This is a genomic window from Vogesella sp. XCS3, from assembly GCF_020616155.1.
In the GTDB taxonomy this organism is placed as follows: domain Bacteria; phylum Pseudomonadota; class Gammaproteobacteria; order Burkholderiales; family Chromobacteriaceae; genus Vogesella.
In genome coordinates this window covers 2,683,644-2,704,050 of record NZ_CP085530.1, presented here as the reverse complement: position 1 = coordinate 2,704,050, position 20,407 = coordinate 2,683,644, and the positions used below count along the sequence as shown (strand labels likewise).

Sequence of the window (20,407 nt, the reverse complement as noted above, 5' to 3'; positions counted from 1 at the left end):
GCCGCATGACACCTATCGATCGCCTGATTGCGCTGGCCGACGGCCAGGTTTTTGTCCGCCACTGGCCGGTAGCCGGCAACACGCTGGCGCCGATTGTGCTGTTGCACGATTCGCTGGGCTGCGTGGCACTGTGGCGCGATTTCCCCGCGCAGCTGGCGGCGGCCAGCGGGCGCGACGTCATCGCTTACGACCGCCTGGGCTACGGCCAGTCCAGCCCGCGCCATACGCCAGCGCAGCCGGACTTCATCGAGCAAGAGGCAAACACGCTGCTGCCGGCGCTGTTGGCCGCGCTGGGGCTGACGCGCTACGTGCTGTTTGGCCACAGCGTGGGCGGCGGCATGGCGCTGACGCACGCGGCGCAGGCGGCGGGCTGTGTGGCCGTGGTGTCGGAATCGGCACAGGCCTTTGTGGAGCCGCGCACGCGCGAGGGCATTGTGGCGGCCAAGGCGGGCTTTGCCGAGCCGGTGCAGTTTGCACGGCTGACGCGCTGGCACGGCGAGCGGGCGCGCTGGGTGCTGGACGCGTGGACGGAAACCTGGCGGCTGCCGGTATTTGACCACTGGTCGCTATCGCCGTGGCTGGCGCGGGTGCGCTGCCCGGTGCTGGCAATACACGGCGATCTGGACGAGTTCGGCTCGCATGCTTTCCCGCGCCGCATCGCCGCCGAGGTGACCGGGCCGTCGCAGCTGCTGTTGCTGGATAACTGCGGCCACGTGCCGCACCGCGAGCTGCCGCCGGCGGTACTGGCCGGCGTGTGCGGCTTTCTGCAGCAGTACGGCGTCTGCTGACACCGCGTTACCGCGCTTTACTACCGCCAGCCAGACGGGGGCAAGGCCAATGCGCCACGCCGCAGGCCGCATCAAGCCATGCCAGCACGCGTGCTACCAGCCGGCTCCGTCGGCAAAGTGCTCGCCCAGAAAATCCACAAAGCAGCGCACCTTGGCCGACAGCCCCAGCCGCTGCGGGTACAGCGCCCAGATATCGGCCGGCGCGCCGTGCCAGGCAGGCAGCAGGCGCTGCAGGCGGCCGCTGTGCAGGTAGGGCGTAACGTCCCACAGCGAGCGCAGCAGCACGCCGTGGCCATCCAGCGCCCAGTTCACCGCCGTTTCGCCATCGTTACTGGATAGCGCGCCAGCCACTTTCACGGTCTGCGCCTGGCTGCCGCTATGCAGCACCCAGTTGCCCCAGATGTCGTCGTTTTCGCGCACCACGATGCACTGGTGCTGGCGCAAATCGGCAGGGTGCTGCGGGGCGGGGTGCTGCGCCAGGTACAGCGGCGAGGCGCACAGGATGCGGCGGTTGGCCGCAATGCGCCGGGCGTGGATGCGGGCATCAGGCGGTGGGCCAAAACGGATGCTTACGTCAAAGCTGCCCTCGCTCAGCGCCGGCATGCGGTCGCTCAGGTGCAGCTGCACGTCTACCTGCGGATAACGGCGCACAAAAGCCGACACCAGCGGCGCAATGTGGCGGCGGCCAAAACCCAGTGTGGCGTTCACGCGCAGCAGGCCCTGCGGCGCGCCGCTGCTGGCCATCAGCTCGCCTTCCAGCTCGGCCAGCTCCGCCAGCAAAGGTTGGCCGCGCGCCAGGTAGCGCTCGCCCTCCGGCGTGAGCGCCAGGCTGCGCGTGGTGCGGTTAAGCAGGCGCACGCCCAGGCGGCGCTCCAGGGCGGCCAGGCGGCGGCTGGCCGCTGGCGGGGTAATGCCCAGCTGCTGCGCGGTGGCGGTAAGGCTGCCGCACTGCATCAGGCGGCAAAAAAACGCCAGGTCGGCGATGGGGTCCATTCGTGCGCTCGGTTTAATAATGGCTTGTTGGTGGCGAAATTATAGCCAGCCATGGCGGGTATACACTGCCTGCTTTCGGGCTATCGGGCGGCGTTGTCATGCATATGGATGTCTTTACCCTGCTGGGGGCACTGGCAGAAGGGGTGCTGTTGGGCGCCGTGCTGGGTGGGCTGGGTGGCCTGCTGGGTATCGGTGGCGGCATTCTGGCCATACCGCTGCTGGGCGGGCTGTTCGGCATGAACCAGACGCTGGCGCAGGGGACGGCACTGGTGATGATGGTGCCCAATGTGATGCTGGGTTTCTGGCGCTACCGCCAGCGCAGCCCGTTTCCGCTGCTGCTAGCGGTGCGTATTGGCGCGCTGTCCATTGTGGCGACCTGGTTGGCCGCCCAGCTGGCGCTGGGGCTGGACAAAGCGCTGCTGCGGCAGGTATTTGCCGCCTTCATGCTGCTGCTGGGGGCGTACTTCTGGCGGGCGGCGGCGCAGACGGCGGCGGCCAACAGCACGCCGTGGCCGGCGCGCTATCTGCCGGGGGTAGGGCTGGTCGGCGGCGCGTGCGGCGGCTTTTTTGGCGTGGGTTCGGGCATTGTGGCGGCGCCCATTCTGGTACGCGGCTTTGGCAAAAGCCAAGCCGAGGCCCAGGGCCTGGCACTGGCGCTGGTGATACCGGCGGCGCTGGTGGCGCTGGGCAGCTATGGCCAGGCCGGGCAGGTGGACTGGCCGCTGGGCCTGGCACTGGCGCTGGGCGGCGTGATGACCGTATCGCCCGGCGTGGCGCTGGCCTACCGCCTGCCAGCGGCGCTGCTGCGCCGGCTGTTTGCGCTGATGTTGTGGCTCACGGCGGGGCTAACGCTGTGGCTGGCCTAAACCGCTAGCGCAGCGGCAGCCTGCCGCCGTGGTCTTTCAGCGTTTTCATGATGATGTAGGAACACATGTCGCGCATGCCGGGCAGCTTGTTGAGGCGGTTCACCATAAAGTCGGAAAACGCCGCCAGGTTGGCCGCACGTATCTGCAGTATGTAGTTGCAGCTGCCGGTGACCACGTGGGCGGCGCTCACTTCGTCAAACGCCATCACCTCGGCCTGGAAGGTTTCATGCCAACCCTGCTGGCTGTGGTCCAGCGTAACGTGCACGATGGCATTGAGCTCGAAGCCCAGGCGCACCGCGTCCAGCCGGGCGTGGTAGCCGGCAATCAGGCCGGCGTCTTCCAGCGCGCGCACACGGCGCAGGCAGGCCGATGGCGACAGCGCCACGCGCTCGGCCAGGTCCTGGTTGCTGAGGCGGCCGTTGTCCTGCAGCGCAGTCAGAATGCGCCAATCCAGAGTATCCAGTTGCATGGTGAATTTCCTGCGAGAAATGGTGCTATTTACACACTATCCTGCGAAAACCCGGCCGGCAAGTACCCGTGTTTGCCATTTTATGTACCAGCGCGGGGCCTAGCATAAAAAGGTCTTCCACCCACGCCGGCCTTGCCGGCAAGCGAGTACCCGCATGATTACCCGAGCACACTGCCAGGCAGCCGACGCCCTGGATACGCTGGCCGGTTTTCGCCAGCATTTCGCCCTGCCACCGGGCGTGATCTACCTGGATGGCAACTCTCTGGGCGCCCGCCCGCACAGTGCCCTGCAGCGCAGCCAGCAGGTGGTGGCACAAGAATGGGGCGACGGCCTGATACGCAGCTGGAACGACGCCGGCTGGTTTGACCTGCCAGCCCGCCTGGGCGACAAGCTGGGCCAGCTGATCGGCGCGGCGCCGGGCGAAACCGTGGTCACCGACACCACCTCGCTGAACCTGTTCAAGGCACTGGCCGCCGCGCTGCGCATCCAGCAGCAAGACCGCCCCACGCGGCGTGTGATCGTGTCCGAACGCGACAATTTCCCCACCGACCTGTACATGATCGAAGGGCTGATGGACTTGCTGCAGCAGGGCTACAGCCTGCGCCTGGTAGACGAGCAGCTGCCGCTGGATGTCGCGCTGGATGCTGACGTGGCCGTGCTGCTGCTATCGCACGTGAACTACCGCACCGGCGCCATGTACGATATGGCCGCTGTAAGCACCCGCGCCCGCGCCAACGGCACGCTGACGCTGTGGGACCTGGCGCACGCCGCCGGGGCGGTGCCGGTAGACCTGAACGCCAACGGTGCCGACTTCGCCGTAGGCTGCACCTACAAATACCTGAACGGCGGCCCCGGCTCGCCGGCTTTTATCTGGGTAGCGCCAGCGCATCAGGACCGTTTCTGGCAGCCGCTGTCGGGCTGGTGGGGCCACCAGCAGCCGTTTGCCATGCAGCCGGCGTACCAAGCGGCCAGCGGCATTCGCCGCTTCCTGTGCGGCACCCAGCCGATCAGCGCCATGGCCATGGTGGAGTGCGGGCTGGACATCGCGCTACAGGCCGATATGCGCGATATCCGCGCCAAATCGCTGGCGCTGGGCGACCTGTTCATCACCCTGGTGGCGCAGCAGTGTGGCCAGCACCCGCTCACGCTGATTACCCCGCGCGAGCACGCGGCGCGCGGCAGCCACGTCAGCTTCTGCCACCCGCACGGCTACGAGATCATGCAGGCGCTGATTGCCCGCGGCGTCATCGGCGACTACCGCGAGCCGGCGGTACTGCGCTTCGGCCTGACGCCGCTGTACCTGAGCCACACCGATATCTGGGACGCGGTCGCCATTCTGCAAGACATCCTGGACAGCGAAAGCTGGCGCCAGCCGCAATACCAGCAACGTACCGCCGTGACCTGAGCCTGCACGTGCGGCCAACCCTGGCAGCCGGGTTGGCCGCAATAATCTACAAGCACGCGGCGGCGATTTGCGCTATCAGTAAGGCATGAGCGCCGCCTCCACCATCCGCTACTGGCAAACCCCGCTGTTACCCGGCGTGGAGCTGTGCCGTGCGCGCCATCTGGATTTCAGCTACGGCCGCCACGTGCACCTGGACTACCACATCGGCCTGGTGCAGCACGGCGGCCAGCGCTTTATCCACAAGGGTAGCAGCCACGCGCTGGTGGCCGGCACGCTGTCCACGGTAAACCCGGACGAGGTACACGACGGCCTGAGCCTGCTGCCGGAAGGCTACGAGGTGCGCGTGTTCTCGCTGCCACCGGCACAGTTGGCCGCATTGTTGCCGCAGGCCGATGGCCGTTTCTTTGCCACGCCCTTGCTGGCGCGGCCCGACCTGTACGCCGGCTTTGCCCGCCTGCACGCGTGGCTGGAACAGCCGGCCATCGACCCGCTACTGATAGAAGAAGAAACGCTGCGCCTGCTGGCCACGCTGTTCAGCCTGCCGGGCCAGCCGCACAGCCTGTCCACGCCGCAGCTGCAACACCTGCGCGACTACCTGATGGCGCAGCTGGACGCCCGCCACACGCTGGAAGACCTCGCCGCCCAGCTGGGGCTGACGCGCTTTGCCTTCCTGCGCCAGTTCAAGCAGCGCACCGGCATCACCCCCTACGCCTGGCTCAAGCGCCTGCGGCTGGAGCAGGGCAAGAAGCTGCTGGCCAGCGGCCTGCCGGTCAGCGAGGTGGCACTGGCGGTGGGCTTTTTCGACCAGAGCCATTTTCACCACGGTTTTCGCCAGGCTTACGGCCTGACCCCGGCGCAGTTCCGCCTGCAGATGGCGGGCCCCTAATGCGGCCCGGGTAGCGGGCGGCCCGGAATCACCGGCACCACCACCCAGCCCTGCGCGGGCGGCGGGGCTGGGGCGGGCACGACATACCACGGCGGGGCATGGCCACTGCGCCAGGCCGCCGACGAGGCGGTTTCTGCGATATGGCCTTTGGCCACCATGCACTGCTGGTATGCCAGGTTGTACTGGTACTGCTGTCGCGCCTCGTCGTCCTGGCTAGCCTGCTGGCCGGATACCACCCCAGCCAGCAAGCCGGCCGCCGCACCGTTGGCCGCAGCTTGCCGGTGGCCGCCTAACAAGGCGCCCGCGGCCGCCCCGGTCAGTACGCCAGCGACCACGCTATTGGCCAGCACAGACCCACCCGCCACATGGCCACCTTGGCTGGCTGCGTGGCGCCGGCAGCGTTGCTCATCCAGCAAGAATGTCTCAAAGCTTTGGCGCTTGCCCGGCATCACGCTTACCGTAGGTACCCGTGCCGGTGGCGGTACCGTGACAGCGCAGGCAGCCAGCAGCGCTACCGGCCAGAGCATAGGTAAAACGGCGTTCATGGTGTGTCTCCTGCGGCATAACCAGCCAGGTAGTGTGCTGCGCCCGTATATCGGCGGTTTGTCTGCCTGGCATACACCCGGAAACACTCGGCAACAAAATCCTGCTGCAGGTGTGCAATGGTTTACAAGCCAGCCACCCGGTACCGCTTGCACACTGGCCGGCCTGACTGAACCGTGGAACACACCATGCCTGCCGAACTGTTTTTTACCCTGGGTGCGCTGCACCTGGTGATGCTGGCCAGCCCCGGCCCCGACTTTGCGCTGATGCTGCGCACCTGCCACGACCGCACCCTGGCGCTGGGTGCCGCGCTGGGCATTGCGCTGGCGATCTTGCTGCATAGCTTGCTCAGCCTTACCGGCATTAGCCTGCTGGTGGCCAGTGCGCCCTGGCTGTTCAACGCCATCAAGCTGGCGGGCGCGCTATACCTGGGCTGGCTAGCCTGGGGGGCACTGCAGGCCGTACGCGCCGGGGCAGGTAGCGCCCGGCATGGCGGCCAACGTAGCCAGGGCAGCCTGGCGCAGGGGGTGCGCATGGGGCTGGCCACCAATCTGCTAAACCCGAAAGCCCTGGTGTATTTCATGGGTTTGCTGGCCGCCATGGTGGCACCCCAGGTAGGCCTGGCCAGCCGCGCGCTGCTGGCAGCCGAGCTATGCCTGCTGTCGCTGCTGTGGTTTGGCGCGCTGGCGCTGTGCTTGTCCACCGGCCGGGCGCAGGCTGTGCTGGCACGCAGCCAGCGCGCCGTGAACATGGTAACGGCGCTGCTGTTTGGCCTGGTGAGTGCAGCCATCCTGCTGGAGCTGGCAGGTGGCCTGCCGGGGCTGGCGTAAACCAGCACCCTTGCGGCCAACCGTTGCAATAACAAGCGGCAGCTATCGAACCGTGGCAGCGGCTTGCCGTCCGGCCATGCAAGGCAAATAATGGTTGCCCACCATCACGCCACCCGGGCCCCACCATGTATAGCGATGACGACCTGAACGCCGCGGTAAACGCCGGCATCTTCAGCCAGGATGCCGTGCGCGATTTTCGCGCCCTGGTAGCACGGCGCCAGCACACTGCGCTGGCAGATGAGGAACACTTCCGCCTGCTGTCCGGCTTTAACGATATTTTTGTGGTGATAGCCTGCACCCTGCTGCTGGGCTCGGTAGCGTGGCTGGGCAGCCTGCTGGCACCGGCAGTCGGCGCCGCGGCAGTAGCCGCCGTGGCCTGGGGGCTGGCCGAGTACTTTGTCCGCCGCCGCCGCATGGCGCTGCCGGCCATTGCGCTGCTGGGGGCGTTTGTGGTGGCCTGCCCGGTAGCCCTGCTCGCACTACTGGGGCAAGACAACCGGCCGGACGAGCTGATGGTGCTGGCCGGCGGCGGCAGTGCCGCGCTGGCCGCCTGGCTGCACTGGCGGCGCTTCCGTGTGCCGCTGACCGTAGCCGCCGGTACCGGCGCACTGCTGGCGATGGTGCTGGGTTTGCTGATCAGCGCCATACCCGGCCTGCGGCTGTACGCCGCACCGATGATTCTGGCCGGTGGCGTGGCCACGTTTGCGCTAGCCATGTACTGGGACAAACAAGACCCGGCGCGCCTGCAGCGCCAGTCGGACGTGGCCTTCTGGCTGCACCTGCTGGCCGCGCCGCTGATGGTGCACTCGTTTTTTGACATGCTGGGCATTTTGCAAGGCACTGCCGGCCCGCCGGCGCTGGTGGCCGTGCTGGGGCTGTACGGGCTGTTTGCCGTGGTATCGCTGGCCATAGACCGCCGCGCACTGATGGTGTCGGCGCTGGCCTACGTGCTGTACGCCTTTAGCCACCTGCTGCAAACCGCCGGCCTGGCGGCCGATGGCTTTGCCGTGGCCGGCCTGCTGATCGGTGGCGGCCTGCTGACCTTGTCTGCTTTTTGGCAACACTGCCGCCGCGCCTTGCTGCCGCGTTTGCCGGCGCGCTGGCAGGCGGGCCTGCCACCATTGAAACAGGTGCCGTAATGCGCAAGCGCTGGCAACGACTGTGGCGTGACCCGGCCACGCGCTGGCCCTTGCAGGTGCTGATCGTACTGCTGCTGTTGATGCTGGCGGTGTGGCTGTTCGACCTGGACACACCAGTGGGCTACCAGCTACCGCTGCCGGTCAAAGGCAGTGTGGCAGCCTGAGCCTGCCCACCCGGGCAAGCCACGCGACAAAGCCGGTGCAACTGCGGTAGGGTACAAGCCTGCCCATGACAGGAGCTTGCCATGCCACAACCCGCCCGCGCCGGCGCGCTGATCTACGCCCGCCATCTGCCACAGTTGGCCGCCTTCTACCAGCAGCTGCTGGGCATGCAGCTACTGCACGGCGATGCCGAACACCAGGTGCTGAGCAACGCCGACTTCCAGCTGATCGTGCACGCCATGCCGCCACATATTGCGGCCAACGTGCACATCGACACCCCGCCGCAACCGCGTAGCGAACAAGCCATCAAGCTGTTCTTTACCGTACCCAGCCTGGCCGACGCCGCCCAGTTGATAGCGGCGCAGGGCGGGGCGCTGTACCGCGAACGCTACCAGGGGCCGGGCTTTACCGTGTGCAACGGCCACGACCCGGAAGGCAATATCTTCCACCTGCGCGAAAACCACGCCGCGCAAGCCAGCCAGGAGCCGATATACAACTAAACGATATCCCTTTTGGCACAACAGACTGGGCCGCCATCCCGCGTACCGAACACCCCGGCGACAGCGGCACCGCGTGGTGGCGCACCTGCCAGTTCGGCACCATCCGCGTACGCATGGTGGAATACAGCCCCGGCTACCTTGCCGACCACTGGTGCCAAAAGGGCCACATCCTGCTGTGCCTCAGCGGCGAGCTGCATACCGAGCTGGCCGACGGCCGCCGCTTCGTGCTGACGCCAGGCACCAGCTACCAGGTGGCCGACCACGCCGAGCCACACCGCTCGTCCACCCCGGTGGGCGCCACGCTGTTTATTGTCGATTAGGAACAGCACATGGATCCCCGTACTACAAGCAACACCGACGGCGCCTGTGAACCGTTTGCCGCCGACAGCGTACCCTGGGAAAGTTATCAACAGGGCAGCCGCTTCGGCGTGCGTTATCAACAGCTGGGCAACTTTGGCGGCGCGCAGCACGTGGGCGTCTGCCGCGAAGAGCTGGCGCCGGGCAAGCAAGCCTGCCCGCTGCACTACCACATGCAGGAAGAAGAACACCTGCTGATCCTGGACGGCGAGCTCACCCTGCAGCTGGGCGAACAGCGCTACCGCATGCAAAGCGGCGACTACGTGTGCTTTCCCGCCGGCCAGCAGGTAGGCCACGCGCTGTACAACCACAGCGACGCGCCTTGCCGTTACCTGATCATTGGCGAGCGCAACCCGCACGAGGTGGTGGTGTACCCGGAAAGCGGCCGCGTTGGCGTGCGCAGCCTGGGGCAGGGCTTCGACAGCAAGGCCACCCTGGCCTACTGGGACGGCCAGGCCGGCAGCGACGACACCGCCAGCTGAACCACGCCGCCCGCTGCGGCCAATCTTCACGGAGCACTGATGAACAGATGAGTCGCACCCACGACCTGATCACCCGCCACTGGGCGCTGGCCAATGCCCGCGACTGGCCGGCGTTTGCCAGCACGCTGCACCCCGGCATCGAATACCGCGTGCCGCAAACGCGCGAGCTGATTCGCGGCATCGACGCCTTTGTGGCCTTTTACGCCACCTACCCGGGCGACTGGACGGTCACCATCACCCGGCTGATCGCCGACGGCGACAGCGCCGTCACCAGCACCGCGTTCCACGTGGAACAACACACGCTGACCGGCATCGCCTTCTTCACGCTGAAAGACGGCCTGATCTGGCGTATCAACGACTGGTGGCCGGAAGACTACAGCCCGCCGCCACGGCTGGTGGCGGTAGAGCGCTACTAAAGCGCCACATGCAAAAACCGCCCGAAAGGGTAATGCCAGTCAGTTAGGCGAATATGCTTGGTTTTCAAGTAGCAGGACGTGAGTGAAGCGCCCCATCCCGTTGGCGCGAGCCGGTCAAAATGGTACGCCCCAGGTTTTAAGACGCCGATTTGTTTGAGCCCCGAGCCGTTAGCGAGGGGCGAGTTCGGCGGCGCCTGGGGCGTGCCATTTTGAACGGGGTTTCGAGCAGCCCCGGGTTGCGGGGGAATGAAAAGGGGGCGGCAATCCGCCCCCTTACCCGTCTGCCGGGCGGAACCGGCATCTAATTATCGTCCGCATCGCGGACACAAAAGCACCCCTGAACGCAGCAACCCCTTAGTCAAAAAAAAACGCCAGTCAGCGTTAACTGACTGGCATTACCCAGAAAGGGCGGTTTTGTGTTGCATACACGGCGCGCACTCAAGCCACGTTGCGCACCCGCACGATAATGTCCACCCGCTCCAGCGCCGTACCAGGCGGCAGCTCGGGCAAGGGGCCGGCCAGTTGCAGCTGCTGGTGCACGTCGGTCAGCTCGCCGGTATCGGCGTTGTAGCAGTGCGGGTGCGGCGCGGTGTTGGAGTCGTACACGCGCTTGCCGTTTTCCACCACCAGCTCCTGCACCAGTCCTTTCTGGCTGAACAGTTTCAGCGTGTTGTACACCGTGGCGCGCGAGATGTCCGGCGTGAGGCTGCCCACACGCAGCAGCAGCTCGTCGGCGCTCAGGTGGCAGTGCTCGGCAAACAGCTCGCAGGCAATCAGCAAGCGCTGGCTGGTGAGCGGAATGCCGGCGTCGGCCAGCTTGCGGGCAATATCGTGGTGCAGGGTCATGGTGTATCAGGCCGGGCTTGCACCCGGCCTGCCGCTGGGGAAAGGGTTAGTTGAACGGCTTAGGTGCCGGGGTTTTGTCGCTGGATGGCGGCAGGATAGGCAGCTTGAAGTCGGGCTGCTTGCCGGTCAGCGTATGCAGGAAGGACACCACATCGTCCAGCTCCTGTTTGCTGAACTCGCGGCCCAGCTGCAGCTTGCCCATGGTATCCACCGCCTGGTGCAGCGTGGCGGCCTCGCCATCGTGGAAGTACGGATAGGTCAGCGCCACGTTACGCAGCGTGGGCACCTTGAAATTCATGCGGTCGGCGTCTTTACCGGTTACCGCTACCCGGCCCTCGGCGGTATTGGTGGTGATGTAGGGTTTGACCAGGCCCATTTTCTGGAACGAGTTGCCGCCCACCGCCGGGCCGTTGTGGCAGGCCACACAGCCAGCAGTCTTGAAGGTCTGGTAGCCGCGCAGCTCTTGCGCGCTCAGCGCCTTCTTGTTGCCCTTCAGCCATTGGTCAAAGCGCGAGTCGGGCGTAACCAGCGTGTCTTCAAAGGCGGCAATGGACTGCGTTACGCGGTCGATATTGACCTTGCCATCGCCAAATACCTGCTTGAACTCGGTAACGTATTGCGGAATCGACGCCAGTACGTCTACCGCCAGCTCGTGGGTAAACGCCATCTCGCCAGGGTTGGCAATGGGGCCACCCGCCTGTTCTTTCAGGTCTTTGGCGCGGCCATCCCAGAACTGCGCCAAGTTAAGGCTGGAGTTCAGCACCGTGGGCGAGTTGATCGGGCCTTTTTGCCAGTTATGGCCGATGGACGTTTTCAGGTTGTCGGTGCCACCCATGGACAGGTTGTGGCAGGAGTTACAGGAAATGAAACCCGAGCGCGACAGCCGCACATCAAAGTACAGTTTCTTGCCCAGCTCGGCCATGGCCGGGTTTTTCACCTTTGCCGCCTTGATGGGCTGGATAGGCTCATTGGCCGGTGCAGCAGCCTGAACCAGGGCAATACCCCCACCCAGGGCGAAACAGGCACTGATGGCCAGTACGATCTTTTTCATGATGACGCTCCTTCATGCAGACGAGAGAGAAAGGGCGGAAGGGTGGGGCTTCCGGTTTAGACTGTGTCTAAAAACTGAACCCAGTCTAAGGCGGCAGTAAAAGGCGGGCTTGATCAGGGTCAAGTATCGAAGCGGTAGCCTTATAAAGCAGGAATTGCATGAAAAAACGTGACGCTCAGGCCGCACTGCGGCCATTACGCTACCTGTGGGCCGCCCCCGCCAGCGCCGTCGGCCTGCTGCTGGCGCTGCCCTTATGGCTGGCCGGTGGCCGCGCGCAACGCTGCGACGGCGTGCTGGAGGTGGCCGCACCACCGTGGCCGTCCCTGTCACTGCTACCGTTTTGCGCCATCACACTGGGGCACGTGGTGCTGGGCATCAGCCCGGCCGTGCTGGCGCACTGGCGGCAGCACGAGCATATTCATGTACGGCAGTACGAGCGCTGGGGCGCCTTGCTACTGCTGGCCTACCCGGCGGCCAGCCTGTGGCTGTGGCTACGCGGCGGGCGCCCCTATCTGGACAACCCGTTCGAGCGCGAAGCGCGCGGCGAAACGGCAACCCGCAGGTGAAAGTGCGGCCAACTACGCCTAAAATGCCGCCTTCACTTAGCGGGAGGCCGCCATGAGCGACAGCGTAATAATCGAAGACATCATCGTGGGCGAGGGCAAGGCCGCCGAGCGCGGCGCGCTGATCACCGCGCACTACACCGGCTGGCTGGAAGACGGCACCGAGTTCGACAGCTCGCAGCGCAAGGGCCAGCCCTTCGAATGCATCCTCAGCAACAAGCGCGTGATCCAGGGCTGGATCCAGGGCCTGGCCGGCATGCGCGTGGGTGGCAAGCGCAAACTGTGGGTGCCGGCAGCGCTGGCTTACGGCGAGCGCCAGGTGGGCGACATGATCCCGCCCAACAGCAACCTGCTGTTCGAGATCCAACTGCTGAGCGTGCTGACGCGCGACGACTAAAGCCGCAGCCAAACGCCCTGCAGAGGCAACACGCCACGCAGGGCGTTGATTTTAGGGGCCAGGCGTACTTGAAACCCGCCAGCCCGGCATCATCTGCCTGGCATCCCCTACCGAAAGGCCGCCATGTCCGCTTACCAGCTCGCCCAGCTCAATATCGCCACCTTGCTGGCGCCACTCGATTCGCCGCAGCTGCACGACTTTGCGGCCAACCTTGAGCGCATCAACGCGCTGGGCGAAGCCTCGCCCGGCTTTGTGTGGCGGCTGCAAGACGAGGCGGGCGACGCCACCGCCTTTCGCCCCTTTGGCGACGACGTCATCGTGAATATGTCGGTGTGGGAAAACATCGATACGCTGGCCGACTTTGCCTACCGCAGCGAGCACGTGGACTTCTTCCGCCGCCGCCGCGAATGGTTTGCCCGCATGGATACCCCCGCCCAGGTGCTATGGTGGGTGCCGCACGGCCACCGCCCCACGCTGGCAGAGGCTGCCGACCGTCTGGCGCAGCTGGCGCAACACGGCCCCGGCCCTGGCGCGTTTACCTTTGCCCGCCGTTTTGACGCCCCCGCCGGCTAAGGTTGGCCGCACGCCACCGTGCATGCCATGATGCCGTATCAATCGTGCAGGAAGACGCTCATGCAGATACGCCCGTTTACCGAAGCCGATACCGGCGCCGTGATTGCGCTGTGGCAGGCCTGTGGCCTGACACGGCCGTGGAACGACCCGCTGCGCGACATCCAGCGCAAGCTCACCGTGCAGCGCGAGCTGTTTCTGGTGGGCGAGGCAGACGGCCAGCTGGTAGCCAGCGCCATGGCCGGCTACGACGGCCACCGTGGCTGGGTGAACTACCTGGCAGTACAGCCCGGCGCGCAGGGCCTGGGCTACGGCCGCGCCATGATGGCGCATATCGAAGCGGCGCTGCTGGCGCGTGGCTGCCCCAAACTCAACCTGCAGGTTCGTAGCAGCAACACGGCGGTATTGGCCTTTTACCGCCAGCTGGGCTACGCGCAGGACGAGGCGGTGAGCCTGGGCAAACGGCTGATTGCCGACGGCCCCCAGCCCTAGACGACACGCAAAAAAAAGCCGGCATCCCATGCCGGCTGTTTCGTTTGCGCGCGCTTACACGCGGTAAGCACTCACTTCCTGCTGCATGCCGGCCGCCACACGCTGCAGGCCGGTGGCAATGTTGGCCGCCTGACCTGCCGCACTGCTGTTGGCCTCGGCACTTTGCGCCACGGTTTCTACCTGCTGCGCAATGCTGTTGGTGGCCATGCTTTGTTCGCGGATCGCCTCGGAAATCTCTTGCACCACGCGGGCGCTGGCATGTGCCCCGGCCAGTAGCTGGGCGATATTCTGCTGCGCCGAGCCGACCCCCTGCTGGCCGCGCTCTACCTGGCCTACCGCTTGTTCCATGCGGCTGACCACATTGCCCGTCACCTGCTGGATGGCGGTGATGATCTTGCCGATTTCCTGTGTGGAGGCGGCGGTACGTTCGGCCAGCTTGCGCACCTCGTCGGCCACCACGGCAAAGCCGCGGCCGCTTTCGCCGGCGCGCGCCGCTTCGATGGCAGCGTTCAGCGCCAGCAGATTGGTCTGCTCGGCCACATCACGAATCACATTCACCACCGACTCGATGCTCTGGCTACGCTCAGCCAGCTGGCCGATCTCGTGCGCGGTATCCGACACCGTGCTGGCAATCACCTCGATGTCCGCCACCACCTGCCCGATCGCCTGTTGCCCCAGGCTTGCCTGATCTGCACCCTCGGCTGACAGGCTATGCGCCTCGCGCGCACGGTCTGCCACGTGGCTCAGGCTTACGGTCATCTGCTCGACCGCCGCCGCCATATGGGCAGAGGCATTGCTTTGCTGTGCCGAGCTGTCTGCCACACTGCCAGACGCCTGCTGCAGCTGCTGTGCGGTGGACGACACCTCGACAATGCCGCGCTTCATGTCTTGCAAGCTGTGCTGCAGCTTGTCCAGCAGGGCATTGAAGGCGGTAGCCGTCACGCCGATTTCGTCCTGCTGCGGCACCGCAACACGGCGGGTAAAGTCCAGGTCGCGACTGATCTCGGTCATCGCTTGCTGCATGCGGCGCAAGCCTTGCGAAATGGCGCGGCACAGCTGCGTGCCACCAGCTGCCATTGCCAGCAGAACCACTGCCAGCACCACCAGCAGCTGGGTCAGCGCGCTATGTGCCGCCTCGCTATTGGCCTGCTGCAGGTTCTGGGCCAGTTTGCGGTTATACAGCACGTGCTCGTCCATGGCCGCTACCAGCGCATTGCCACGGCCTTGCAGCGCGCGTTGCACCGCACCAGCCTGGTCGCCATTACGCGACATCGCCAGCGTATCAACCAGCCCGGCACGATACTCGGCCAGGCGTTGTCTGGATTGCTCCAGCAGGCGCTTTTCTTCGGCATCCACCACCATGGGCTCGTAAGCCTGCAGCGATTTTTCCACTTCATCCAGCCGCTTGCTGATAGCTTGCTCGGCGGCCTGCTTGCCCGCGGCGTCTGGCTGTGCCAGGTGCTTCCATACTTCGTTACGGGCAGCCCAGGTCTGGTTCTGTGTTTTGGCCAGCAGTTCTACGCTGGGCAGAATGTTGCCGGTAAACGCATCGAAACGCTGGTCAGCCTGATTCAGCTTGATCACACCTGCCAAGCCCACCAGCACCACTACCACTGCACTACAGACAAAAGCCACGATCAGTTTTGAAACAATCTTCATGGAACAACCTTTGGAGATATCGACAGGAGAGGATGAAGCCGTGTTGTCACGCTCTTGGCTGGCGTGCTGCCACTCACTACAAATCAGCACAAAGACATATCAATTCTTTGCGATCGAGAACAAAAGAATATATCACAACGCAAAGTGTTCATTTCCGGTGTCAAACCGGGCTTACCCGGCCGCTTGCCACCCCTAGGCCCAGCCCGTAGAATGCGCAGCTTTCGCCGCCTGGCGGATTGTTTTTTGAATTCAATGCTTTAAGGGTGATGTGTGTCTGATATCGAGCGCCTGGATACCTGGGTGAAATACAAGAACGGGCTGTGCAGCGACTGCATGGCGTCCTGTTGCAGCATGCCGGTAGAGGTAATGCTGCCCGACCTGGTACGCATGGGCATTGTGGACGAGTTCGAATTGCAGGAACCGGTAAAGAACATCGCCAAACGTCTGGAAAAACAGCGCATCATCCAGCACTTCAACTTCAAGTACGAGGTATTCACCCTCAGCCGCCGCGCCAACGGCGACTGCATGTACCTGGACCAGAAAACGCGGCTATGCACCATCTACGAACAGCGCCCGAACACCTGCCGCAATCACCCCAAAGTGGGGCCGCGCCCGGGCTACTGCGCTTACACCAAGAACCCCAATCACGGCCGCCGGAGCACCTGATGAGCGACAAACCCGCCCCCAAAGACCCACTGCAAGGCGTTACCCTGGAAGCGCTGCTGAACGAACTGGTAGCCCACTATGGTTGGCCGCAGCTGGGCCAACTGGTGAAAATCCGCTGCTTCAACAGCGACCCCAGCATCAAATCCAGCCTCACCTTCCTGCGCCGCACGCCGTGGGCGCGCGCCGAGGTCGAGGCGCTGTACATCCAGCTGAAAACCCCCAAGCAGGCACGCCCGCCGCGTTCGCACACCAGCCAGGGCAACGCCCCCCGCGTGCTGTTTGCACGCAAGCCGGACGCCAGCTAGCCGCATCGGCAGGTATCTGGCCACAGACTCACGCGCAAACGGCGGGCATATTGCCCGCCGCTAGCATGACAGCTACACAGCCGATACATTACTATTGATAACCATTATCAATAGATAAGCGTATTGCGATGACTGCCGCCTTGCTACCGCCTGCCACCACGCCACAACACTGGTTCGGCATCGACCTGCGCTGGGCCTACGCCGAGCTGCTGGCGACGCTGCGCCGCCAGTGCGGCTGCCCGCAGCGCGCCAAAGACGTGCTGCACGACGCCTTGCTGCGCTACGCACTGCTGCAGCAGCGCAGCAAGGTGGCCGAGCCGCAAGCCTACCTGCGCCGCGTGGCGCAAAGCGTACTCTGCGACCAGCTGCGGCGCGACCAGCACTACGTGTTCGAAGCCGAGCCGGACGAACAACGGCTCCCCGCCGCCCCCGATACCGCCGACCTGGCCGCGCTGCGCCAGCGCCTGGCGCTGCTACAGCAAATCATCGACACCCTGCCACCGCGCTGCCGCGAAGTGTTCTGGCGCGTGCGGGTGGAAGGCGGCAGCCAGCCGGAAGTCGCCGCAGCGCTGGGCATCAGCCTCAATATGGTGGAGCGCCACCTGATCCGCGCCATGCTGGACTTGCGCGCGCTGCAAGAGCAGGGCGCATGAGCCGGCTGCGCGAAGAAGCGGCGCGCTGGTTCCTGCGCCTGCAAGACCGCCCCGACGACGACAGCCTGCGCACCCGCTTCGAGGCCTGGCTGCTGGCCGACCCGCGCCACGGCCACGAATACCGCCAGTTCGACAGCCTGTGGCACGGGCTGGACAGGCCCGACACGCTGCAACAGCTGGCGCGCGCCGCCGAAACCCGCCGCCAGCAACGCCGCCAGCTGCTCAAAGGCAGCGCCGCCAGCCTGCTGCTGGGCGTGGCCGGTTGGCGCCTGTGGGCCTGGCGCGAGGCGCAGCCGCAGTGGCAAACCCGGCTCGCCAGCCAGCAGGCGCCGCTGCGGCAAACCCTGCCCGACGGCAGCGTACTCACCCTGAACGCCGCCAGCCGCGCCAGCGTGCGCTACCTGGCCGCCATGCGCCACGTGCAGCTGGACGCTGGCCGGGCGCTGTTTGACGTGCAGCGCGACAGCGAGCGGCCGTTTGTGGTCAGCACCCCGCTAGGCCAGATCACCGTGCTGGGCACCCGCTTTGCCGTGCAGCTGGACGGCCAGCAGCTGCACGTGGCGGTGGCCAGCGGCCGGGTAAAGGTTGGCCGCCACGCCGGCGATAGCCTGGCCGTACTGCAAGCCGGCGATTACCTGACGCTGGGGCCGGATGGTGCCGCGCGCACGCCGGCGCCGGCGGTAGACCCCTTCCTGTGGGCGCAGGGCACGCTGGCTTTCCACAACGCCACGCTGCAGCAAGTAGCCGCCACGCTAGCGCCGTACCGCCGCAAACCGCTGCGGGTAGAAGGCAACGCCTCGCTGCGCCTCACCGCCGTGGTACAGCTGCGCGACCTGTCCGCCTTCCTGCAGCGCCTGCCACAGGCCTTGCCCGTAGTGGTAGCCGAAACCGACAGCGCCACCGTGCTGCGCCCGCGCCGTTAAAAATTTTGCCGCCTGCACATCAGGGAAAAGCGCAGCCCAAGCGTCAGACACAGGACAAGCACCTGTAGCCGCCGCCATCAGATGCCCCCACCCTGAATGGAGCACACGCATGACACCTCGCCACACCCTGCTGGCGGCCGCGCTGGCCGCCGCCTTCGCCAGCGTGCAGGCCGCCGAGCTGCAGCTGGACCAAGCCCGCCAGCCGCTGGCCAGCAGCCTGCAGCAACTGGCGCGCCAGGCCGGCATTACCCTGATCGTGGCCAGCAGCCTGCTGGCCGGCAAGCAAGCCCCGGCCGTAAAAGGCCAGATGAGCTGGCAGGCCGCCCTGCAACAACTGCTGGCCGGCAGCGGCTTGCAGCTGCGCGTAGACGGCAATACCGTCACCGTTCTGCCCGCCGCCCGCGCCGCACAAACCGCCACCACGCTGCCCACGGTGCAGGTGACCGCCGACACGGCGGCCAACCCCGGCCTGCCGGCCAGCTACCAGAACCGCGCCGCCCGCAGCGGCAGCAAGACGCGCACCCCGCTGGTAGAAGTGCCGCAGGCGGTCAGCGTGGTAAACGCGCTGCAGCTGCAAGACCAGCGCGCCGCCACCGTGGCCGAGGCGGTGAGCTATACCCCCGGCGTGGCGGTGTACCCCACCGCGCTCACCGACGACGACGTGATCCTGCGCGGTTTTGGCGTATCCAAAGACGGCCTGTACCGCGACGGCCTGCGCCTGTACCACAACGCCTTCATCAGCCGCAGCGAGCCCTACGGCCTGGAGCGGGTGGAGGTGGTGCGCGGCCCGGCGTCGGTGCTGTACGGCCGCGCCACCCCCGGTGGCATGGTGAACATGGTGAGCAAGCAGCCGCGCGCCGGCATGCAGAACGAAGTGGTGGTAGAAAGCGGCAGCGACGGCCACCGCCAGCTGGCCGCTGACATCGGCGGCCAACTGGACGACGCCGGCACGCTGCGCTACCGCCTTACCGCGCTGGGCCGCGACAGCGACACCCAGTGGCAATACCTGCCCGACAACCGCCGCTACCTGGCGGCCGCACTGAGCTGGCAACCCAGCGACGCCACCAGCCTGCTGCTGCAGGCGCAGTACCAGCACGACGAAAACGGCTGGGCCGTGCCCAACCAGCTGGTGAAACCCGGCAGCGCCGGCCAACCGGATGCCAGCACCAACCTGCAAGGCCCGGACACGCTGCACGACAAGAAAGGCAGCATGCTGGGCTACCAGTTCAGCCACGCCTTCAGCCCGGCGCTGACGCTGCGCCAGAACGTGCGCTACCTGGACGGCGACAACACCCGGCGCGAGGTACGCCCGCTAGCGCTGGCCGCCGACGGCCGCACCCTCAGCCGCCGCGCCTGGTACCGCCTGAACCAGGAAACCTCGCTGGCGGCCGACACCCAGCTGGAAAGCCGGCTGCAGCACGGCGACGTGCAGCACACGCTGCTGGCCGGCGTGGACTGGCGCCACAGCACCTTCCGCCAGCCCACCTATCGCGGTGCGGCCAACGCGGTGAACATTTTCAACCCGGCGTTCACCGTGCCCGCCTGGCAGAACCTGCCGCTGCTGTGGGACGACAAGGACACCTCGCGCCAACTGGGTCTCTACCTGCAAGACCAGGTCAAGCTGGGCGAGCGCTGGGCGTTCACCGCCGGCCTGCGCCACGACAAGGTGCGTGACACCAACGAACAGCTGGCTGCCAAGCTCACCACCACCGACCGCAGCAGCGCCACCACCGGTCGCCTGGGCGTGGTGTACCTGGCCGCTAACGGCCTGGCGCCGTACCTCAGCTACAGCACCTCGTTCCAGGCCATCAGCGGCAACGACGCCTACGGCCAGCGCATGAAACCGGAGCAGGGCGAGCAGTGGGAAGCCGGCGTGCGCTACCAGCCGGAAGACAGCGACACCACGCTGGCAGCCAGCGTGTACCAGCTGCTGCGCGACAACGTCACCACCACCGCGCCGGCACCGTTCAGCGGCAACGTGCAGACCGGCCAGGTGCGCGCCCGTGGCGTGGAGCTGGAAGCCAGCCTGCGCCTGGCGCGGCAGTGGGACATGCTGGCCGCGCTAAGCCATACCGATACCGCCATTACCCGCAGCAACAAGGCCAATGAAGTAGGCCGCCGGGTGGAAATGGTGCCCGACTGGCAAGCCGCACTGTGGGCCAAGTACCGCTTTGCCGGCGCGCTGCAAGGTACCAGCAGCGCCGTCGGCGTGCGCCACGCCGCCGCGTCGCAAGGCGGCGGCAGCAGCCTCAACGACGCCTACACCCTGGTAGACGCCATGCTGGCGTGGGAAAACCGCAGCTGGCGCGCCGCGCTGAACGTGAGCAACGTGTTCGACCAGCACTACCTGACGCTGTGCGACGGCACCTTCTGCGCGCCGGGCTTTGGCCGCGCCATGAAAGCGTCGCTGGCCTACCGCTGGTAAGCGCTGCGGCCAACCTTCGCC

The 20,407-nt window shown here is 66.0% G+C and carries 26 protein-coding genes; 20 read left to right on the top strand and 6 right to left on the bottom strand.

Going from position 1 to position 20,407, the window contains the following annotated elements:
- Window positions 1–5: 5 nt before the first annotated feature.
- Window positions 6–788 (top strand): alpha/beta fold hydrolase, encoded by a 783-nt coding sequence (locus LCH97_RS12920; RefSeq protein ID WP_227302047.1) that lies wholly within the window; start codon window positions 6–8, stop codon window positions 786–788.
- A gap of 93 nt (window positions 789–881) precedes the next feature.
- On the opposite strand, the gene LCH97_RS12915 is transcribed toward LCH97_RS12920, so the two are convergent.
- Entirely contained in the window at window positions 882–1,781 is a 900-nt protein-coding gene (locus LCH97_RS12915) for a LysR family transcriptional regulator (RefSeq protein WP_227302046.1), read from the bottom strand.
- Between the two features lie 98 nt (window positions 1,782–1,879).
- Between LCH97_RS12915 and LCH97_RS12910 the strand changes: the two genes are divergently transcribed.
- A complete protein-coding gene (locus LCH97_RS12910) occupies window positions 1,880–2,647 on the top strand; it encodes a sulfite exporter TauE/SafE family protein (RefSeq protein WP_227302045.1) in 768 nt (255 codons plus the stop codon).
- A 4-nt stretch (window positions 2,648–2,651) separates the two neighbouring features.
- Here the strand turns inward: LCH97_RS12910 and LCH97_RS12905 are convergent, their stop codons facing one another.
- A complete protein-coding gene (locus tag LCH97_RS12905) occupies window positions 2,652–3,116 on the bottom strand; it encodes an Lrp/AsnC family transcriptional regulator (protein ID WP_227302044.1) in 465 nt (154 codons plus the stop codon).
- A gap of 154 nt (window positions 3,117–3,270) precedes the next feature.
- On the opposite strand from LCH97_RS12905, the gene kynU reads away from it, so the two are divergent.
- Both kynU and LCH97_RS12895 read left to right on the top strand, forming a co-directional pair.
- A complete protein-coding gene (gene kynU, locus LCH97_RS12900; RefSeq protein ID WP_227302043.1) occupies window positions 3,271–4,521 on the top strand; it encodes a kynureninase in 1,251 nt (416 codons plus the stop codon).
- An 85-nt stretch (window positions 4,522–4,606) separates the two neighbouring features.
- Window positions 4,607–5,407, top strand: a complete 801-nt coding sequence (locus tag LCH97_RS12895; protein ID WP_227302042.1) for an AraC family transcriptional regulator — start codon at window positions 4,607–4,609, stop codon at window positions 5,405–5,407.
- On the opposite strand, the gene LCH97_RS12890 is transcribed toward LCH97_RS12895, so the two are convergent.
- Window positions 5,404–5,952 carry a glycine zipper family protein gene (locus LCH97_RS12890; protein WP_227302041.1) on the bottom strand — a complete coding sequence of 183 codons (549 nt, stop codon included), beginning with the start codon at window positions 5,950–5,952 and terminating at the stop codon, window positions 5,404–5,406. The genes LCH97_RS12895 and LCH97_RS12890 overlap by 4 nt on opposite strands.
- 186 nt (window positions 5,953–6,138) lie before the next feature.
- Here LCH97_RS12890 and LCH97_RS12885 point away from each other — a divergent pair, with 186 nt between their 5' ends.
- The 7 genes from LCH97_RS12885 (at window position 6,139) to LCH97_RS12855 (ending at window position 9,836) form a co-directional block, all read left to right on the top strand.
- Entirely contained in the window at window positions 6,139–6,780 is a 642-nt protein-coding gene (locus tag LCH97_RS12885) for a LysE family transporter (RefSeq protein ID WP_227302040.1), read from the top strand.
- A gap of 125 nt (window positions 6,781–6,905) precedes the next feature.
- Window positions 6,906–7,919: a hypothetical protein gene (locus LCH97_RS12880; protein WP_227302039.1), complete on the top strand. Its 1,014-nt coding sequence runs from the start codon at window positions 6,906–6,908 to the stop codon at window positions 7,917–7,919.
- On the top strand, window positions 7,919–8,083 hold the full coding sequence (locus LCH97_RS12875) for a hypothetical protein (RefSeq protein ID WP_227302038.1): 165 nt from the start codon (window positions 7,919–7,921) through the stop codon (window positions 8,081–8,083). Before LCH97_RS12880 ends, LCH97_RS12875 begins: the two co-directional genes overlap by 1 nt.
- 81 nt (window positions 8,084–8,164) lie before the next feature.
- On the top strand, window positions 8,165–8,581 hold the full coding sequence (locus LCH97_RS12870; protein ID WP_227302037.1) for a VOC family protein: 417 nt from the start codon (window positions 8,165–8,167) through the stop codon (window positions 8,579–8,581).
- Window positions 8,494–8,901, top strand: a complete 408-nt coding sequence (locus LCH97_RS12865) for a DHCW motif cupin fold protein (RefSeq protein WP_227302036.1) — start codon at window positions 8,494–8,496, stop codon at window positions 8,899–8,901. The genes LCH97_RS12870 and LCH97_RS12865 overlap by 88 nt, the downstream gene beginning before the upstream one ends.
- 9 nt (window positions 8,902–8,910) lie before the next feature.
- Entirely contained in the window at window positions 8,911–9,420 is a 510-nt protein-coding gene (locus LCH97_RS12860; RefSeq protein ID WP_227302035.1) for a cupin domain-containing protein, read from the top strand.
- A 47-nt stretch (window positions 9,421–9,467) separates the two neighbouring features.
- A complete protein-coding gene (locus tag LCH97_RS12855; protein WP_227302034.1) occupies window positions 9,468–9,836 on the top strand; it encodes a nuclear transport factor 2 family protein in 369 nt (122 codons plus the stop codon).
- Between the two features lie 438 nt (window positions 9,837–10,274).
- Here the strand turns inward: LCH97_RS12855 and LCH97_RS12850 are convergent, their stop codons facing one another.
- Together LCH97_RS12850 and LCH97_RS12845 are read right to left on the bottom strand one after the other, a co-directional pair.
- Entirely contained in the window at window positions 10,275–10,682 is a 408-nt protein-coding gene (locus LCH97_RS12850) for a Fur family transcriptional regulator (RefSeq protein ID WP_017507696.1), read from the bottom strand.
- Window positions 10,683–10,728: 46 nt separating this feature from the next.
- The gene (locus LCH97_RS12845) at window positions 10,729–11,733 is read right to left on the bottom strand and encodes a cytochrome-c peroxidase (protein WP_227302033.1); all 1,005 of its coding nucleotides are present in this window, start codon (window positions 11,731–11,733) and stop codon (window positions 10,729–10,731) included.
- Between the two features lie 158 nt (window positions 11,734–11,891).
- Between LCH97_RS12845 and LCH97_RS12840 the strand changes: the two genes are divergently transcribed.
- The 4 genes from LCH97_RS12840 to LCH97_RS12825 all read left to right on the top strand — a co-directional run bounded on the left by LCH97_RS12840 (window position 11,892) and on the right by LCH97_RS12825 (window position 13,755).
- Window positions 11,892–12,299, top strand: a complete 408-nt coding sequence (locus LCH97_RS12840) for a hypothetical protein (RefSeq protein WP_227302032.1) — start codon at window positions 11,892–11,894, stop codon at window positions 12,297–12,299.
- Between the two features lie 52 nt (window positions 12,300–12,351).
- Window positions 12,352–12,693 (top strand): FKBP-type peptidyl-prolyl cis-trans isomerase, encoded by a 342-nt coding sequence (locus LCH97_RS12835; RefSeq protein WP_227302031.1) that lies wholly within the window; start codon window positions 12,352–12,354, stop codon window positions 12,691–12,693.
- A 123-nt stretch (window positions 12,694–12,816) separates the two neighbouring features.
- A complete protein-coding gene (locus LCH97_RS12830; RefSeq protein WP_227302030.1) occupies window positions 12,817–13,266 on the top strand; it encodes a DUF3291 domain-containing protein in 450 nt (149 codons plus the stop codon).
- 60 nt (window positions 13,267–13,326) lie between these two features.
- Window positions 13,327–13,755 carry a GNAT family acetyltransferase gene (locus LCH97_RS12825; RefSeq protein ID WP_255619217.1) on the top strand — a complete coding sequence of 143 codons (429 nt, stop codon included), beginning with the start codon at window positions 13,327–13,329 and terminating at the stop codon, window positions 13,753–13,755.
- A 54-nt stretch (window positions 13,756–13,809) separates the two neighbouring features.
- On the opposite strand, the gene LCH97_RS12820 is transcribed toward LCH97_RS12825, so the two are convergent.
- Complete coding sequence (locus LCH97_RS12820) at window positions 13,810–15,414, bottom strand: methyl-accepting chemotaxis protein (RefSeq protein WP_227302029.1); 1,605 nt, start codon at window positions 15,412–15,414, stop codon at window positions 13,810–13,812.
- A gap of 333 nt (window positions 15,415–15,747) precedes the next feature.
- Between LCH97_RS12820 and LCH97_RS12815 the strand changes: the two genes are divergently transcribed.
- From LCH97_RS12815 to LCH97_RS12795, 5 genes are all read left to right on the top strand, one after another.
- Window positions 15,748–16,080 (top strand): YkgJ family cysteine cluster protein, encoded by a 333-nt coding sequence (locus LCH97_RS12815; protein WP_370630734.1) that lies wholly within the window; start codon window positions 15,748–15,750, stop codon window positions 16,078–16,080.
- The gene (locus tag LCH97_RS12810) at window positions 16,080–16,385 is read left to right on the top strand and encodes a VF530 family DNA-binding protein (RefSeq protein ID WP_227302027.1); all 306 of its coding nucleotides are present in this window, start codon (window positions 16,080–16,082) and stop codon (window positions 16,383–16,385) included. The genes LCH97_RS12815 and LCH97_RS12810 overlap by 1 nt, the downstream gene beginning before the upstream one ends.
- 128 nt (window positions 16,386–16,513) lie before the next feature.
- A complete protein-coding gene (locus tag LCH97_RS12805) occupies window positions 16,514–17,038 on the top strand; it encodes an RNA polymerase sigma factor (RefSeq protein ID WP_227302026.1) in 525 nt (174 codons plus the stop codon).
- Window positions 17,035–17,961, top strand: coding sequence for a FecR domain-containing protein (locus tag LCH97_RS12800; protein ID WP_227302025.1), 927 nt, complete (start codon window positions 17,035–17,037; stop codon window positions 17,959–17,961). The genes LCH97_RS12805 and LCH97_RS12800 overlap by 4 nt, the downstream gene beginning before the upstream one ends.
- Window positions 17,962–18,070: 109 nt before the next feature.
- On the top strand, window positions 18,071–20,386 hold the full coding sequence (locus LCH97_RS12795; protein ID WP_227302024.1) for a TonB-dependent siderophore receptor: 2,316 nt from the start codon (window positions 18,071–18,073) through the stop codon (window positions 20,384–20,386).
- Window positions 20,387–20,407 lie beyond the last annotated feature (21 nt).